The sequence below is a fragment of the Haemophilus parainfluenzae genome (genome assembly GCF_014931375.1).
GTDB lineage: Bacteria > Pseudomonadota > Gammaproteobacteria > Enterobacterales > Pasteurellaceae > Haemophilus_D.
In genome coordinates this window covers 1137673-1153519 of record NZ_CP063117.1, presented here as the reverse complement: position 1 = coordinate 1153519, position 15847 = coordinate 1137673, and the positions used below count along the sequence as shown (strand labels likewise).

The following is a 15847-nucleotide window of genomic DNA, read 5'->3' as shown; positions in this document are numbered from 1 at the left end:
CTTATTTCACCCTTTCCGCAATACGTAATACCGCGCTTCTTGAACGTGGATTCGCTGAAATTTCTGCCTCACTTGGCTGGATTGCCTTACCAATGATTTTTAATTTTTGATTACGTTGGATTTGATCTTCACGTAATGGTAAACCTCTTGGAATATCCTCACCTTTGCTTTGCTTACGCATGAAATGTTTTACCATTCTGTCTTCAAGTGAATGGAAACTGATAATCGATAAACGCCCTTCTGGTGCCAACATATCTAATGCAGAATTTAATACACTTTCTAATTCATCTAATTCCGCATTAATATAAATTCGAATGGCTTGGAAACTACGCGTCGCTGGATGCTTATGTTTATCTTTAAACGGTACGGCTTGAGCAATTAATTCAGCGAGTTGAGAAGTACGACTTAAACATTCTGTGCCATTTTTGACCGCACTTTTGTTGAACTCTACGATGGCAGTCGCAATTCGTTTTGCAAAACGCTCTTCACCGAAGGTTTTTAACACCCAAGTTAAATCATCAACAGATACTTGTTTTAGCCACTCTGCCGCAGATAAACCTTGTGTGGTATCCATGCGCATATCTAATGGGCCATCTTTCATAAAACTGAAACCTCGTTCGGCTTCATCAAGCTGTGGAGATGATACGCCTAAGTCCAGCAAAATACCGTCAATTTTACCAACTAAATCGAGTTTTTGACAGATATCTGGAATGTGTGAAAAGCTATTATGTTCAATATGAAAACGAGGGTCTTGAATTTTTTCAGCTTCAGCAATCGCGCGTGGATCACGATCAACGGCAATTAAACGACCATGTTCAGAAAGTTGGGAAAGAATTAAACGAGAATGACCACCACGACCAAAGGTACCATCAATATAAATTCCGTTTTCTTTCAACGCCAAACCATTCACCGCTTCGTGAAGCAAAACCGTGATATGTTCAGGTGCAGAAAAGGAATTTTGCGTAGTCATAAGTAAAAAGTAAAAGTTAAATCAAAATCGATAAAGAGAAGATAGAGCGGCGCAAGCACCGCTTATCCTGCTAGTGCTGCTGTTCTATAATGACAGCATTTTTAGTTCTTCAGAAGCACCGAATTCAGCACTTGAGCCAATTTCAATGTCCTCATCAATTTGTGCGTACCATTCTGTATCGCTCCAAATTTCAAATTTGTTCAACTGCCCAACCAACATTAAGCCTTTTTCTAATTTTGCGTGTTGACGTAATGGGCCACTTAATAAGATACGACCTTGTGCATCCATTTCACATTCTGTGGCATAACCAAGCATAACACGTTGTAAACGGCGTTGATTTGGGTCAAAGTTGGAGAGTGAAAGTAGTTTTTGTTCGATTTTTTCCCACTCATCTAAAGGATAAAGTAATAAACAAGGCTGACGAATATCAACAGTACAAACCATTTGGCCTTGGTTCTTTTCCATGATTTCAGCACGATAACGAGTAGGAATCGCTACACGACCCTTCGCATCTAAATTTACCGCTGCTGCACCACGAAACATTTTTCTACCTTTAAACGTTTATTTTTAGAAAAATTAGCAGAATTCTCCACAAAATTCCACTTTTCACCACTTTATGTAAGTTTATCGGTTGTAGCCTTAACTTGCAAGCAATTAAAACGTAAAGATTGGTAAATTTTGGTAATAAAATAAACAAAAAAACCGTTTGAGGTTTTCCTCAAACGGTTTTTCAATTTTTAACTCAATTTGACTAGTTATTTACATACGCTTCTTCGTCACGTTCACCTAATGGTTTAAGCTGTGTGAAGAATAATACTAAACAAAGTACTGTTAAACCTAAGCCGATATAAACAGATAATTGATAGTCTAAACCGAAACCAATTTTGTTGTATGCAAGGTAAGTAAAACATACGGTACTGATAAATGCCGCAGGGATTGTACATATCCAGTGGAATTTATTATAGCGATATAAATACGCAGCTGCAGTCCATAACATAACCATCGCAGTAGTTTGGTTCGCCCAAGTGAAGTAACGCCATAAGATAGAGAAATCCACTTTTGATACGATATAACCAACCACGAATAATGGCACAGCAATAATTAAACGTTTAGCTAAGGTTTTTTGTTCTAAATGGAAAAATTCTGCAATAACAAGACGTGCCGCACGGAATGCTGTATCGCCTGATGTAATTGGAAGAACAACCACACCTAACACGGCAAAAATACCACCAACAAGACCTAAGAAGTGGATAGAAGAGTCATAAACCACTTTAGAAGGAGAACCTGCTTTAATCGCTGCTAATAAATCTGGTAAAGAATCATAGAAACTTAAACCAACTGCACACCATACTAACGCAATCACACCTTCACCGATCATCGCACCGTAGAAAATGAAACGTCCTTCTTTTTCGTTTTCAGTACAACGCGCCATTAACGGGCTTTGTGTTGCGTGGAAACCAGATAATGCACCACAAGATATTGTTAAGAACAAGAGTGGCCATAATGGTAAATCTGCACGGGTTTCAAAGTTTTGGAAGAATTTCTCAAAAGACATACCGTCCACAGAACGATAGAAAGAAATTGGGTCTGCTGAGCTAAGATCTGCACTTACTAAACCATATACCATACCTACAGACATAAAGAGTAATAATGCACCGAAGAATGGGTAGATACGACCGATGATTTTATCAACCGGAAGTAATGTCGCAAGAATATAGTAAATGAAAATGATACCAGTCCAAACACTGATAACAGTCGCTTTATCCATACCCCAAACGGTAATACCACCTGCTTCAGCTACCTGATGGATTTCTTCCGCATTGCTAATAGAAATGCTACCTGATGCAGCACCGAACACATCCATTGTAATCGTACCCATTAATTGAGCTGGACTTGCAACGAATACCACACCCACTAATAATAAAAGTACAACCGCTAAGATGTTAATAAATGCTTTAACTGGACGACCTAAGTATTTACCTGCGAGGTTAGGCATAGATGCACCGCCATTACGCACACTTAACATTCCACAGAAATAATCGTGTACCGCACCCGCAAAGATACAACCCACCACAATCCAAAGCATTGCAACTGGTCCGTATAACGCACCAAGAATCGGACCAAAGATTGGGCCTGTACCTGCAATATTTAATAATTGAATTAACCAAATCTTAGTTTTAGACATTGGCATATAGTCAACGCCATCATTCATGGTATACGCTGGCGTTTGACGATTTGGATTGATCACAAAAATGCGCTCAATCACTCGACTATAAAAGAAATAACCTGCAAGCAATAACGCCACGCAGAAGAAAAACCACAACATAAAAAATACTCCTCAGGAATAAATGAATACCGAAATTTAGTCATATACTAGACTTCGTCGGCGGTATTCTAAGTGAAAATCATCAAAATCAAAATTTTAATTTTTACATTGTTTCAATTTTGTGATCCATGTCACGTTTATCATTACGTTTTTTTCACTTACAATAGGGATATAAATTAAAATAACTAATAAAGGATCATCAATGGCTCTCACCCGCTGCCCTGAATGTCGTAAAAAAATCAGCGAATCTGCTCAATTTTGTCCAAATTGTGGTTTTTCTTTTAAAGAAGAAGATCTTGAAATTTACAAACAAAAACTCGAAGAACGACGCCAGCATAATGCCGAAATTAATCGAAAAAGCACTAAACTTCACCTTATCTGGTTCGCTATTTTCACTATCGTTATTTTGCTCGCAAGCTGGCTGACAGGAGAATAAAAAATGCGGTCAAAAAACCATAAAAATTATGACCGCACTTTAATTAGAACCCTATCCGTCTTGTCGTTGCAGAAAACGCTGGTTTCACTTCACATTCACCTTGTAATGCGCTCAGCCAATCTTGCACCTTTTGAAAAGGGGAAAATTGATGACGACGAGCCACCGCAGCAAAATCCCCAGGCGTCAGCAGATTAAGCGATTCAATCTGACTTAAATCCTCTTCCGATAATGATGGCAACCCTAAGATTTCAGCCTGTTGTTTAGCGAAATCTAAACGTTGTGGCAGCGTTAAATAATCAAACTTCAGTTTCAAATCAAAACGGCGTAAAGCAGCAGGATCGAGTACCTCAATTAAATTTGTTGATACCACCATCAATCCCTCAAAACGTTCAATTTGCGTTAGCATTTCATTTACTTGTGAACGTTCCCAACTACGTTCTGCGCCATCACGTGAAAACAGGAACGTATCCACTTCATCTAGCACCTATAATGCATTATCAGCTTTCGCTTGCTCAAAAGCTTGTGCGATATTCCGTTCTGTCCCGCCTACATAAGGATTAAGTAAATCTGAGCCTTGTCTTAGCAACAGCGGCATATCTAACTGTTCTGCAAGCCATGCTGCCCAAGCAGTTTTTCCTGTTCCCGGCGGGCCATAGCAACAAATTCGCCCTTTTTTCGACCGTTTTAACCCTTCACTAATACGATGAATATTGTCATTACAAGCCACATAATCTAAGTTATAGTCAGCTTTACCTAAAACAAGCGGTTCGATTTTCGGTTTATTTTGCGACTTTAACGTTTGATTAAACATCATGAGCAAAGTCTCAGCAAAATTTGACGTATTGAGTTCCTTTGCCACCCGAATTGTGCGGCTTAAAATCGCAGGCGTTAATAACCGCACTTTAGCAAAATGCTGGACATAAGCCGGACTTAATTTTCCCTCAGTCAGTTGCGTAATGAGTGCTGACTTATTTTTCAACGGCAAATCTGGCATTTCTAAAATTAAATCAAAGCGACGTAAAAAAGCAGGATCTATGCCCGAAACAGAATTAGATGACCAAATCATCGGCACGTTATTGTTTTCCAATAACTGATTCATCCAAGCTTTATTCTGCTGTGCCACTGATTGCTCAAAGAAACTAGCGCGAAAAACATCTTCTATTTCATCAAAAATCAATAGCGAAGATTGTCCTTCTAACACCTTCTGCGCAAAACGACATTTATTCAAACGATCTTCTGCGCTAATCACATCCCCATCTCCATCCATATAGGTAATGTTATGCACCGAAACGCACAACGCTTTACCCAACAAAGTTGCCAACTCTGTTTTTCCCGTACCTGGTGCACCATAAATTAAAATATTTACGCCTTTTCTATGAGTAGCAAATGAGGACTGAAGATAATCCAGCATCATGGTTTTCATCTTACCTAGATAAGAAAAATTGTCTAAACTTAAACTCGTTTCAATCGCAGGCTGAGTGCACGATTTTAATAGCATCTGTTCATTTAATGCTTCCGAGATAAACTCATCAAAATCTAGCATTTTGCCCCAATCCAAATATTCATGGATTCTATCTGGATTATAGTTTCGAGCGAGCAAGCCATAGCCTAATAGTTTTCCTTTATCTTTTAAGGCAGAAATAATGTCCGATTTGGGTAAATCAAATAAATTTGATAATACCTCACCTAGCTCTGCCAAATTAGATTTTGGTAATGCTCCACTCAATTCTTTCAATGCTTCATCTAAACGGAACTGAATAGCTAAGCGAAAAACTGTCTGCTCAGCTGTATTCAATGATAATAATTGAGTCAATTTATCGATATTTTGTTGAATAATTGAATTCTCGTTTACGCAAAGTGCAGTCAATTTGGGCAATGTTTTATTTCGTGCTTGTAATAATTTTTTCACTTTCGCACGGAAATCATCACAACGCTCCATTTCACCCGGTAAACCTAAAGCCGCTGCAATATTGTCATATCGCCAAACATCCTCATGAAAAACCTCTGAAAATCCTCGATGCTCTAATAAAAGTTGCAACATTAATTTTTCGGTATAAGGAGAAACCAACGACGGGTTAAGTTTGAATTTCGACATAATCATCACTCCAATAAAAAATGCTCAAACCTAATAGGTTTGAGCATAGTTTAAAAAGGATAGCGACAGATTGTGTCGTCTAGATTAAATGTAACGTTTTTAGATAATCATCCATATCTATTGGTGTAAATGCTTGATATGAGAGATATAATGGATGTCTAGGCTGACCTCTTTTCGTCAATGTCCCCACTTGAAACCAATTAGGCTTACAACTCTCCAGTTTTTTATAAATCATTTTAATACTGTCTAGTAAATAAGCACGAGAAAAAATATTATTTCCCCATGCCAATAAGATATTAGCCTGCTTTTCTTTTTTTATTAACTCATAAATAATAGAAAGATTTTCCTCCAGTATTTTTTTATCAGCCTCATCAGGTAAATCATCTGGATACGTATCTCGTTTAGGATATAAATTTAGCATAATAAAGCTAGTGTAGCCGTTATACTCAGCTAATCCCATTACCTTTCTAATTGTATTATCAGGTGTTTTATCACATGCAGTACTTGGATTTAACCCAATTACAAAAAGTGTTTTTTCTGACTGATAACCTAACGCATAACGATAATTATTTTCTGCATCAGTAAGATAAACATCAATAAGATATTCCATAACATACTCCATTAATTAACTTATTTTGATTAATAATTATACTCTACAAATCACCACCGATAAATCATCATAAAACTTCTGTTTCGTAATTAATTTACGACACACCGTCAATCTTGATTTGTCATTATCATATTGTTTCCAAATCTTTTCTCTCATTTCTTCTGAAAGGCCATCTGTTAACCCATCAGAACACAGTAATAAACTTTCCCCTTGTTGAATTTCAATTTCTTGATAAAAAATTTTATCTTGGAATTCGGAATAATCGGCGACTAAACAAGAAGAAACGCCGCCATAAATCGTGGCAAAATCTTCCTCTTTTTTATCGGGGAAATCAGCTAACAATTCAGAAAGAATAGAATGATCTTGGGTGATTTGTTGCCATTTATCTTGGGCATCAATTAAATAAGCACGGCTATCCCCTACGCTGAGAATTTTGGCTTTACGAGTGATTTGATCAATTTCGGCAGCCACAAACGTGGTCGCCGAACCAAAATAATCCTCTGCTAACTCTGCTGATAAACTGGATTGTAAATCGTAGATCGTTTGGCGACTTAGGCTTTCCATTTTGCTTAATAATTGCATTGCCAATTTGCTCGCTTTTTCCGAACGATTGCTATTGGAAATACCGTCTGCCACGCCCACAATAAAGTGCGGTCGGTTTTCAAGGCGTTTTTCAGCCGTTTTGAGTTTATATTGAAACACCGACTCGCCATTAAAAAGGGCATCTTGGTTGTGTCGCTTATTGCTGCCAATTTGTTGGCAGAAGGTAATTTCGCAAAAATTTTCCATTATTCAACCGCTTGTTGAGAAGGATTTAGAAGGCGATCAATCGCTTTTAGCGCATCTAACGCTTTCATTTCTAGACTTAAAAAGTGCATTTTCGGCACGCCTGCATCTTGTGGGTTAATACGGATAAATCCGCCCTTTTTTGCTTTTGCCGTACGTTCAGAAAATCGACGCACAGTTGGAATGGCTTTCCCCGCTCCCAGTTCGATAACGACGAGATTTTGCACTTCTTTCAACCATAAATCGAGCTTATTTCGTTTTAAATTTTGATAATTACTGCTGTAAAAATAATCGTCAAACATGAGTACATTTTGTCTTGCCAAACGCTGACAATAAGGGCAACGAGGTGGCTCACTTAATAAGCGCAAGTTTTCGTTATCCACCACTGGTTGAAATTCTTTTGCAGACCAGCTCAAATCACGGCAATTATGCGCACACTGCAAGCGCTCTAGTGTGCCATGCACTTCATAAATACGCCCCTCTTCAAACCCCGCTTTCTGAAAATGCCCATCCACATTGCTTGTAAAAACAAAATAACCATGCGGTTTGCTTTCTGCCCAACGTTTTAAAATTTGGTAGCCCTCATGCGGGCTTGTTGCACGATATTGCGACAAACGATGCCCATAAAACCAATAAGCTAACTCTTGATGGGTTTCATAAGCCAATGGTGTCGCAATATCTTGGAAATTGATATTACGGCCTTTAAACATTGGGTAGGCATTCCAAAACCCGCCTACACTTCTAAAATCCGGCAAACCTGAATCCACGCTCATTCCTGCCCCAGCAGTAATTAAAATGCCATCGGCCTTTCGGATAAGTTCCACTGCATAATTTAAATCATTTTTCATAATACTTTTCCCTGTCCATTTTTCATTGATGAAATAACGCCTGCTTCTTCTAGTTGTTCTACAATTCTCGCAGCTCGATTAAAGCCTAAACTAAATTTGCGTTGAATCCGTGAACCAGATGTAAATTTTTCTTGTTGCACGAATTTTTTTACATCCTCAAAAAGTGGATCTCGTTTAAAAGTGACTTTCATTGCCATAAGTTTTCTCCTGTGTTGTTTCTATAAAAGGGCTTAAGCGTGTTGTAAGAGGTAAAAAACTCTCTTTTATGGAAAAAATTATATGGAAGGAAGCGACATTTCGTGTCGCTGGAGAATGTTACAAGCGGTTATTTTTAGAAGATCTTTTACAAATAAGATTATCCTTATTGCAATATGTATATTTATCTGTTTATATATACATATAACTTATTAAGGAAAAGAATATGAATCATCAAAATCCGATTGAAATTTACCAAGCTCAAGATGGCACAACGCAAGTGGAAGTGAGATTTGAAAATGATACCGTTTGGCTAAGTTTACAGCAGATGGCTGATTTATTTGGACGAGATAAGTCTGTTATTTCACGTCATTTACGCAATATCTATACTGATGGCGAGTTAAATAGAGAAGCAACTGTTGCAAAAAATGCAACAGTTCAAATTGAAGGCAAAAGACAAATTAATCGAACAATCGAATACTATAATCTTGATGTAATTATATCTGTGGGTTATAGAGTTAATTCTATTTTAGGTACTAAATTTAGAATCTGGGCAACTGCACGTTTAAAAGAATATCTGACTCAAGGCTATACCATTAACCAAAAACGTTTGCAGCAAAATGCTCACGAATTAGAGCAAGCACTTGCACTTATTCAAAAAACGGCAAATTCATCGGAATTAACGCTAGAAAGCGGTCGTGGACTAGTGGATATTGTCAGCCGTTATACGCATACCTTTTTATGGCTACAACAATATGATGAAGGTTTACTTACTGAACCACAAACACAGCAAGGCGGTACATTACCGACTTATGCCGAGGCTTGTTCTGCACTAGCAGAGTTAAAATCACAGCTGATGGCAAAAGGTGAAGCAAGTGATCTGTTTGGACGTGAACGAGATAATGGCTTATCTGCGATTCTAGGTAATTTAGATCAAAGTGTATTTGGTGAACCTGCTTATCCAAGCATTGAAGCAAAAGCGGCACATTTACTTTATTTTGTCGTCAAGAACCATCCTTTTTCAGATGGTAATAAACGTAGTGGCGCATTTTTATTTGTGGATTTCTTACATAGAAATGGGCGTTTGTTTGATCATGATGGACACCCTGTTATCAATGATACGGGGCTTGCAGCACTCACTTTATTAGTTGCTGAATCTGATCCGAAACAAAAAGAAACGCTTATTAGGCTTATTATGCATATGCTTAAACATAAGCAAGATAAGTAATGATAAATAGCGACCGAAGTCGCTATTTGTTTAAAAAGTGCGGTCGATTTTCTATGATTTTTTAATTTTCTCCAATAACTCGGCCACCACTTTCGGCACACCCTCGCCTGCTTTTTCTTTTATTGCGATAACTTGCTTACGAACAAAGCCTGTGTTGGGATTAGGATCGATCAAATAGATAAGTGAACCATATGGAGCGAGATTTACCAATCCATTAGCTGGATAAACTTGTAATGAAGTGCCAATAACAATCACAATATCTGCCTTTTTCACTAACTTTTCTGCTTTAGGAAACATGGGTACATTTTCCCCAAAAAAGACTATATGTGGACGCATTGGATGACCGTGATTATCCTTATCCTCTAACAGTTGATCACCCAAACATGGAACAATGTAATCGGTATTAAAACTGCTGCGAGCTTTATTCAATTCACCATGTAAATGGAGTACGTTAGTACTTCCCGCTCGCTCATGTAAATCATCCACATTTTGAGTGATTATATGAACTTCATAAAACTCTTCCAATTCAACCAAAGCTAAGTGTGCAGCATTTGGCTCTGCAGCTTGAGCATTACGACGTCGTTCATTATAAAACGCCAATACTTTTGCACGGTTTTTCTTTAAGGCTTCAGGCGTACAAACTTCCTCCACTTTATGCCCAGCCCATAAGCCATCTTCTGCTCTAAAAGTAGGAATACCACTTTCAGCACTAATTCCAGCTCCCGTTAATATCACGCAAATTGGTTTATTTTTCTCTGTCATTTTTCAGGCTCCTTTTTCTTCTAAAATTTCATCAATCTGTCTATCTCTCGCCATCATGCCAAAAATATTCCCTGCTTTATAAAGTGGTTGATAATTATAGCTTTCAATATACAAGAATGGCTTATCTGAAAGGCGTTGGAAATATTGTTTTAGCTGTGATTTTGAGCGTAATAACACGTCATATTCGGCTTGAATATGAGCACACATTGCTTCAATACGCATTTTAAATTCATCACTGAGATAAGGGCTGATAATTAAATAGACCGTTTTGTGTTCGGTTGATGTTTCATCCGCATAAATACAGGCTAAATTAAACACTTGCCATTTATAGCGATCTGCAAAAGCAGCAATGACTCGGCTTTGCTCCTCATTTTCAACTTGCACGAGGGCGGCCGGCTTTTTTAAACAATCTTGCAAAATGTCACTTGGTGTAAAAGGCCCGCAATCTAAGTAAGATAGTACACAGTTCCAGTTAGCAAATTGTTCAGTACCAAAATGTAAGTGTTTGCCTTCGAATTTATCCGCCCCATTTTTAGTGCGATCATCAATTAAATAATCGCCTTTGTTCAGGTTTTTATGGTGAGATAAAATTAACCGTTTGTATAATGCCGAGCCTTTTTCTTCGCCGAAATAACGCTGAATCCATTTTACTTTATCACTCCAAGCTGATGGATTATGCCAAGGGGCGGTAGAAAGTGCATAAATATGATATTTCTTCATCAATTTATGAACGGCTGAAATGGCGTTAGGTATCGGCTCCATTAAGCTAAAAATGCCCTCGACCTCATCATATCGACCTTCATACTCTTGCTTAGTTTTCTCATCTAATTTTGCAATACCAGACGGGAAATCAACCATCACATTATCCATATCAATATAAACAATTTTCTTCATTTTAATGCCCTCTCTGTTGATGGCTTAATGATAAAAGATGAAGCGACAATTTATGTCGTTAGGCATTTTCGTCTAAATAAGTGCGGTCAATTTCTTGGTAATCTTCACCAAAATGGGCAATCCACCACTCCAGCATAGCGCTCTCAATCACGGTAGCGGAAATTTCATATTCAGAGCCACAATCTTTTACCGTTTGATCGGTTGATAATGGTGTTTCTGTCAAAAATCCACCTGTTTCTTTATCAATGCGGAAGGTTAGGCGAATTTTCTTACCTGAGCTAAAACCAAAGTTTTGGCTTTCGATATGCGCTTTTAAACTAAATTTTGGGCGTTCAAATTGCATCGTACTGACATTAACCGAAATAAATCGATGTAACGCAAGATGTCTAATCGCTCCACTCTCATATTGAACCACCAAATAAGTACTTGGACCTTGCTGCACTAATGCAAGGGGTTTAACTTGAGCATCACGTATATTTCCATCATTCTTACGATAGATCATGTTAATGTATTTATTATGATAAAGAGCAATACTTACTTTATTGAATACTTCAGGATCAATCTTTGCGGGTAATAATGGCTGGCTAGTGGGAGCAATCCCAGCTTTATTCAACCACTCAGAGGCTTCCTTTTTCTGATTTTTGCCATAAGCTAAATTATATTCCGCCTGTTTAAAGAAACCGTCCATTGACCGCATAATATTGGTTGGCAAAATACCAGTTAAATATTGCTTTGCCAGCATCAACACTAACGATTGTTGTTCATTTAAAATCGGCATATCTAAGCCTTTCGCATCAGGCTTCCAGCGATAGCTATAGGGCTTATCATTGGTATTGCAATCAATTTCAAACTGCTCACATAACGTATTCAGTGCACGCTGAATACTGCGCAAATCGCGCTCAATGCCTAATGCGAGCAATTTCTCTCGCAATTCTAATGAGCTAATGGAATAGTTTTTCGGAATTAAACGTAATAGTTCGAGATGGAATTTTAGGGAAGATGATTCGGACATAATTGCCTCATAAATAAAAATATTTTCTTTAATCATATAAAAAATCGGGCAATTTTTAAACTGCCCGATTTGTTTCTATTTTTGACCGCACTTTATGCTTTGGCGGTATCAATACGTTCAAATGCTAACACTTTATTTTCTAACTGACGGAGTAATAAAGTAGCAATACCGGTAATAATGAGATAAATACCGCCTGCGATACCATAGATAGTCAGTGCATCATATTCTGTGCCGTAAAGTTGGCGTGCATATCCCATGATATCCATGATCGTAATGGTAGAAGCCAACGCCGTGCCTTTAAATACCAAGATAATTTCATTGGTATAAGATGGGAGCGCACGTTTTAATGCATAGGGAATTAGGATCTTTAACGTCTGCAGACGACTTAAACCTAATGCCGCACAGCTTTCCCATTGACCTTTAGAAATTGCTTTTACTGCCCCGTGGAATAATTGGGTTGAATAAGCGGCACTATTCAAAGCTAAAGCTAATGCTGCACAGAACCATGCGTTGGAGAATAATCCCCATAATGGACTGTCCACCAACCATTGGAATTGACCAGGGCCAGCATAAATTAAGAAAAATTGCACTAAAAGCGGGGTCCCTGTAAATAAAACAAGGAATAAATTGACCGCACTTTTCACCAATTTATTGCCAATAGAAAGCAAGAAGGTTAGTCCCAATGCTAAGAAAAAGGCAATAAACAAAGATACGACTGTAAGCAACAGGCTAGTCGGAATGCCTTGAGCAATCACTGCTAAATACTCTTGAAACATTATTCGACTCCCCGTTCAAATCGAGTGAAACGTAATTCTAATTTGCGAATACCCGCTTGGCTGATCAACGTAATCACTAAATAAATCAACGCAGCAATACCATACCAAGTAAAAGGTTCATGAGTATTTGTATTGATGTACCCAGCCTGACGCATTAAATCATCAACACCAATTAATGACACCAATGCCGTATCTTTTAATAACACGAGCCATTGATTGCTTAAGCCCGGTAAAGCGTGTCGCCATACTTGCGGCATAATCAAATGAATGAAAGTATAAGGTCGGCTTAATCCTAACGCTGCACCTGATTCCCACTGTCCTTTTGGAATAGCTTGGATCGCACCACGTAAGGTTTGTGAAGCATAAGAGGCAAAAATCAAAGACAATGCAAATACACCACAACCAAAGGCGCTGAATTCGATATACTCACCCGTCAGCATTTCTACGACTTGGGTTGAACCAAAATAAATCAGTAGAACCACTAAAATTTCCGGTAAACCACGCAATAAAGCAATCACAACAGAAGCTGGTTTAGCAATAAAGACATATTTATTCGCTTCTAAAGCCGTAAAAATAATACTGAGCAATAAACCGACAATTAACGAGCAAATAGCAAGCCCTAAGGTCATTAGGGCTGCATGTCCAATTAATGTAAGATAATCATAAAACATAGATTATTTTGTCATCCATTTATCATAGATTTTTTGGTATTCACCATTTGCTTTCACGGTTTCTAAACCTTTATTTAAGCTTTCTAGCAATTCTTTGCTTGATTTATTCACCGCGATACCTAAACCATTACCGAAATATTTTTTGTTAGTCACTTTCTCGCCAACAAATTGAATTTCAGGCTCTTTAGAAATCATATCAGACAATACGGCGGTATCACCGAAGATGATATCAATACGACCATTTTTTAAGTCTAAGATCGCATCTTGTAAGCTTGCATAAGATTTTGCATTATATTGCTTGGTTTCTGCTGCGGTATATTGTTGGAATGTTGTTCCGTTTTGAACACCAACCGTTTTTGCTGAAGCTAAATCCGCTTTTCCTTTTAGCGCAACATAACTTGCAGAACTATCATAATATGCATTAGAAAATGCTACTTGTTTTGCACGTGCTTCGGTAATATCAATAGCTGAAATCGCTGCATCAAAACGTTTAGATTTTAAGCTTGGAATCAAGGCATCAAAAGCTTGGCTTTTGAAGTGACAAGTTGCTTGGATTTCCTTACAAATTGCATTCGCAACATCCACATCAAAACCAATGATTTCGCCTTTTTCATTTGTTGTTTCAAATGGTGGATAGCTCGGCTCCATCGCAAAAGTGATTTCTTGTGCATTCGCAGCAAAAGCTGAGCCCATTAACATTGCGCTTAAAAGTAATTTTTTCATGTTGTGTTTCCTTATTCTGAGTGTGAAAGATATTGTTTAAATTGTTCAGTTTTTGGATTATCAAAGCAATCTGCACTGCCCATTTCAATAATCTTACCTTGTTCCATATAGACGACCTTGGTCGCCACTTTTTGTGCCACGTTCACTTCGTGGGTCACAATCACCTGAGTAATACCCGTTTGTTGAAGTTCTTTAATGATATCAACCACTTGAGCTGTAATCTCAGGATCCAGTGCTGCCGTTGGTTCATCAAACAACAACACTTGTGGTTTCATCATTAATGCTCGAGCAATGGCTACACGTTGTTGCTGACCACCTGATAAGTGAAGAGGGAAACGATCGGCATGCTCTTCCAAACGTAAACGTTTTAAAAGTTCTAATGCATCTTTTTTCGCTTCTTCTTCGCTAATGCCTAATACTTTTTGGGGCGCTTCAATCAGGTTTTCAATTACCGTCAAATGCGGCCAAAGATTGTATTGTTGAAATACCATGCCGACATCTTGACGAAGTTGACGAATGGCTTTCGGATTATTATTCGCTTTAGATAAATCAAAATGATTATTCGCAATATGCAATTCGCCAGAGGTTGGTACTTCTAACAAATTTAGCGTACGGATTAACGTACTTTTTCCTGCACCACTTGGTCCAAGTAACACCACGGTATCGCCTTCTTGTGCATCAAGATTAATATCAAACAATGCCTGTGATGAACCATAAAAGAAATTCAAATTTTTAACACTAATCGCCATACTAAGTTTACTGCTATCCTCTCTTGATTCTTAAGAATGAATAAATATTACTTTTTGATGATTAATTATGCAAGCGTTTTTGTAAAAAAATCCCAAAAAACTTTTTGGGATCCTTAAATCATTGAATTTTTAACCGCACTTGTCGCGAATTAGGCCTCTTTCGCCATTTCAAATTCAACTAACATCATTAAAATATGGATCACTTTGATGTGGATTTCTTGAATACGATCTGCATAACCAAAGTGTGGCACACGAATTTCAACATCCGCTAGGCCGGCCATTTTACCGCCATCTTTGCCTGTCATCGCAATCACTTTCATGCCTTTTGCTTTCGCTGCTTCAATCGCATTTAAGATATTTTTAGAATTGCCTGATGTTGATAATCCGAATAAAACATCGCCTTCTTTACCGACGGCTTCAACAAAGCGAGAGAAGACATATTCATAACCAAAGTCATTACTTACACAGCTTAAATGACTCACATCAGAAATCGCAATTGCAGGATAACCAGGACGATTTTCACGATAACGACCAGTTAGTTCTTCTGCAAAGTGCATGGCGTCACAGTGAGAACCACCATTACCGCAAGATAATACTTTCCCGCCATTTTTAAAGCTTTCGGCTAACAATTTAGCTGCTTTTTCAATAAGTTTGATGTTGTTATCATCTGAAACAAACTTATTTAGTACGTCTTGTGCTTCCACAAGCTCAGCTTTAATTTGATCAAAATACATTTTATTCTCCTTAAAAATTAAAATTCGCGATA

General features: G+C 37.9%; 17 protein-coding genes and 1 pseudogene. 2 read left to right on the top strand and 16 right to left on the bottom strand.

Features of this window, described 5'->3' with window-relative positions; translation table 11 throughout:
• Window position 1: 1 nt before the first annotated feature.
• The 3 genes from rsmH to INP95_RS05670 all read right to left on the bottom strand — a co-directional run bounded on the left by rsmH (window position 2) and on the right by INP95_RS05670 (window position 3296).
• Window positions 2–970 (bottom strand): 16S rRNA (cytosine(1402)-N(4))-methyltransferase RsmH, encoded by a 969-nt coding sequence (rsmH, locus tag INP95_RS05680; RefSeq protein WP_197560280.1) that lies wholly within the window; start codon window positions 968–970, stop codon window positions 2–4.
• Between the two features lie 84 nt (window positions 971–1054).
• On the bottom strand, window positions 1055–1513 hold the full coding sequence (mraZ, locus tag INP95_RS05675; RefSeq protein ID WP_005696540.1) for a division/cell wall cluster transcriptional repressor MraZ: 459 nt from the start codon (window positions 1511–1513) through the stop codon (window positions 1055–1057).
• Window positions 1514–1721: 208 nt separating this feature from the next.
• Window positions 1722–3296 (bottom strand): carbon starvation CstA family protein, encoded by a 1575-nt coding sequence (locus INP95_RS05670; RefSeq protein ID WP_070591399.1) that lies wholly within the window; start codon window positions 3294–3296, stop codon window positions 1722–1724.
• A gap of 202 nt (window positions 3297–3498) precedes the next feature.
• On the opposite strand from INP95_RS05670, the gene INP95_RS05665 reads away from it, so the two are divergent.
• Entirely contained in the window at window positions 3499–3732 is a 234-nt protein-coding gene (locus INP95_RS05665) for a zinc ribbon domain-containing protein (protein WP_014065022.1), read from the top strand.
• A 43-nt stretch (window positions 3733–3775) separates the two neighbouring features.
• On the opposite strand, the pseudogene INP95_RS05660 reads toward INP95_RS05665, so the two are convergent.
• The 5 genes and pseudogenes from INP95_RS05660 to INP95_RS05640 all read right to left on the bottom strand — a co-directional run bounded on the left by INP95_RS05660 (window position 3776) and on the right by INP95_RS05640 (window position 8268).
• Window positions 3776–5827: pseudogene (locus INP95_RS05660) on the bottom strand (AAA family ATPase).
• A gap of 79 nt (window positions 5828–5906) precedes the next feature.
• Window positions 5907–6437, bottom strand: a complete 531-nt coding sequence (locus tag INP95_RS05655) for a DUF1643 domain-containing protein (RefSeq protein WP_070591401.1) — start codon at window positions 6435–6437, stop codon at window positions 5907–5909.
• 36 nt (window positions 6438–6473) lie between these two features.
• Complete coding sequence (locus INP95_RS05650) at window positions 6474–7226, bottom strand: PP2C family protein-serine/threonine phosphatase (protein ID WP_070591404.1); 753 nt, start codon at window positions 7224–7226, stop codon at window positions 6474–6476.
• Window positions 7226–8071 (bottom strand): SIR2 family NAD-dependent protein deacylase, encoded by an 846-nt coding sequence (locus INP95_RS05645; RefSeq protein WP_070591406.1) that lies wholly within the window; start codon window positions 8069–8071, stop codon window positions 7226–7228. The genes INP95_RS05650 and INP95_RS05645 overlap by 1 nt, the downstream gene beginning before the upstream one ends.
• The gene (locus INP95_RS05640; RefSeq protein ID WP_070591408.1) at window positions 8068–8268 is read right to left on the bottom strand and encodes a DNA translocase FtsK; all 201 of its coding nucleotides are present in this window, start codon (window positions 8266–8268) and stop codon (window positions 8068–8070) included. Before INP95_RS05640 ends, INP95_RS05645 begins: the two co-directional genes overlap by 4 nt.
• A 224-nt stretch (window positions 8269–8492) precedes the next feature.
• Between INP95_RS05640 and INP95_RS05635 the strand changes: the two genes are divergently transcribed.
• On the top strand, window positions 8493–9494 hold the full coding sequence (locus INP95_RS05635; protein WP_197560279.1) for a virulence RhuM family protein/type II toxin-antitoxin system death-on-curing family toxin: 1002 nt from the start codon (window positions 8493–8495) through the stop codon (window positions 9492–9494).
• A gap of 51 nt (window positions 9495–9545) precedes the next feature.
• Here INP95_RS05635 and INP95_RS05630 read toward each other — a convergent pair whose 3' ends face one another.
• The 8 genes from INP95_RS05630 to lpcA form a co-directional block, all read right to left on the bottom strand.
• On the bottom strand, window positions 9546–10256 hold the full coding sequence (locus INP95_RS05630; RefSeq protein ID WP_197560278.1) for an SIR2 family NAD-dependent protein deacylase: 711 nt from the start codon (window positions 10254–10256) through the stop codon (window positions 9546–9548).
• Window positions 10257–10259: 3 nt separating this feature from the next.
• A complete protein-coding gene (locus tag INP95_RS05625; RefSeq protein WP_197560277.1) occupies window positions 10260–11150 on the bottom strand; it encodes a 5' nucleotidase, NT5C type in 891 nt (296 codons plus the stop codon).
• A 58-nt stretch (window positions 11151–11208) separates the two neighbouring features.
• Window positions 11209–12165, bottom strand: a complete 957-nt coding sequence (locus tag INP95_RS05620; RefSeq protein ID WP_186821532.1) for a helix-turn-helix transcriptional regulator — start codon at window positions 12163–12165, stop codon at window positions 11209–11211.
• A gap of 89 nt (window positions 12166–12254) precedes the next feature.
• A complete protein-coding gene (artM, locus tag INP95_RS05615; RefSeq protein WP_014065011.1) occupies window positions 12255–12938 on the bottom strand; it encodes an arginine ABC transporter permease ArtM in 684 nt (227 codons plus the stop codon).
• Window positions 12938–13609 (bottom strand): arginine ABC transporter permease ArtQ, encoded by a 672-nt coding sequence (artQ, locus tag INP95_RS05610; protein WP_005696554.1) that lies wholly within the window; start codon window positions 13607–13609, stop codon window positions 12938–12940. Before artQ ends, artM begins: the two co-directional genes overlap by 1 nt.
• 3 nt (window positions 13610–13612) lie before the next feature.
• Window positions 13613–14332, bottom strand: coding sequence for an arginine ABC transporter substrate-binding protein (locus tag INP95_RS05605; protein WP_197560276.1), 720 nt, complete (start codon window positions 14330–14332; stop codon window positions 13613–13615).
• A gap of 11 nt (window positions 14333–14343) precedes the next feature.
• Complete coding sequence (gene artP, locus INP95_RS05600; RefSeq protein WP_070775726.1) at window positions 14344–15081, bottom strand: arginine ABC transporter ATP-binding protein ArtP; 738 nt, start codon at window positions 15079–15081, stop codon at window positions 14344–14346.
• A gap of 149 nt (window positions 15082–15230) precedes the next feature.
• The gene (lpcA, locus tag INP95_RS05595) at window positions 15231–15815 is read right to left on the bottom strand and encodes a D-sedoheptulose 7-phosphate isomerase (protein WP_014065007.1); all 585 of its coding nucleotides are present in this window, start codon (window positions 15813–15815) and stop codon (window positions 15231–15233) included.
• Window positions 15816–15847 lie beyond the last annotated feature (32 nt).

Excerpts from the sequence above, each read along its gene's own strand:
- INP95_RS05655 (WP_070591401.1), bottom strand. The coding sequence starts at position 6,437 with ATGGAATATCTTATTGATGTTTATCTTACTGATGCAGAAAATAATTAT.
- INP95_RS05630 (WP_197560278.1), bottom strand. The coding sequence starts at position 10,256 with ATGACAGAGAAAAATAAACCAATTTGCGTGATATTAACGGGAGCTGGA.
- INP95_RS05635 (WP_197560279.1), top strand. The coding sequence starts at position 8,493 with ATGAATCATCAAAATCCGATTGAAATTTACCAAGCTCAAGATGGCACA.
- INP95_RS05670 (WP_070591399.1), bottom strand. The coding sequence starts at position 3,296 with ATGTTGTGGTTTTTCTTCTGCGTGGCGTTATTGCTTGCAGGTTATTTC.
- INP95_RS05645 (WP_070591406.1), bottom strand. The coding sequence starts at position 8,071 with ATGAAAAATGATTTAAATTATGCAGTGGAACTTATCCGAAAGGCCGAT.
- INP95_RS05625 (WP_197560277.1), bottom strand. The coding sequence starts at position 11,150 with ATGAAGAAAATTGTTTATATTGATATGGATAATGTGATGGTTGATTTC.
- INP95_RS05650 (WP_070591404.1), bottom strand. The coding sequence starts at position 7,226 with ATGGAAAATTTTTGCGAAATTACCTTCTGCCAACAAATTGGCAGCAAT.
- lpcA (WP_014065007.1), bottom strand. The coding sequence starts at position 15,815 with ATGTATTTTGATCAAATTAAAGCTGAGCTTGTGGAAGCACAAGACGTA.
- artP (WP_070775726.1), bottom strand. The coding sequence starts at position 15,081 with ATGGCGATTAGTGTTAAAAATTTGAATTTCTTTTATGGTTCATCACAG.
- rsmH (WP_197560280.1), bottom strand. The coding sequence starts at position 970 with ATGACTACGCAAAATTCCTTTTCTGCACCTGAACATATCACGGTTTTG.
- INP95_RS05605 (WP_197560276.1), bottom strand. The coding sequence starts at position 14,332 with ATGAAAAAATTACTTTTAAGCGCAATGTTAATGGGCTCAGCTTTTGCT.
- INP95_RS05640 (WP_070591408.1), bottom strand. The coding sequence starts at position 8,268 with ATGGCAATGAAAGTCACTTTTAAACGAGATCCACTTTTTGAGGATGTA.
- artQ (WP_005696554.1), bottom strand. The coding sequence starts at position 13,609 with ATGTTTTATGATTATCTTACATTAATTGGACATGCAGCCCTAATGACC.
- artM (WP_014065011.1), bottom strand. The coding sequence starts at position 12,938 with ATGTTTCAAGAGTATTTAGCAGTGATTGCTCAAGGCATTCCGACTAGC.
- mraZ (WP_005696540.1), bottom strand. The coding sequence starts at position 1,513 with ATGTTTCGTGGTGCAGCAGCGGTAAATTTAGATGCGAAGGGTCGTGTA.
- INP95_RS05665 (WP_014065022.1), top strand. The coding sequence starts at position 3,499 with ATGGCTCTCACCCGCTGCCCTGAATGTCGTAAAAAAATCAGCGAATCT.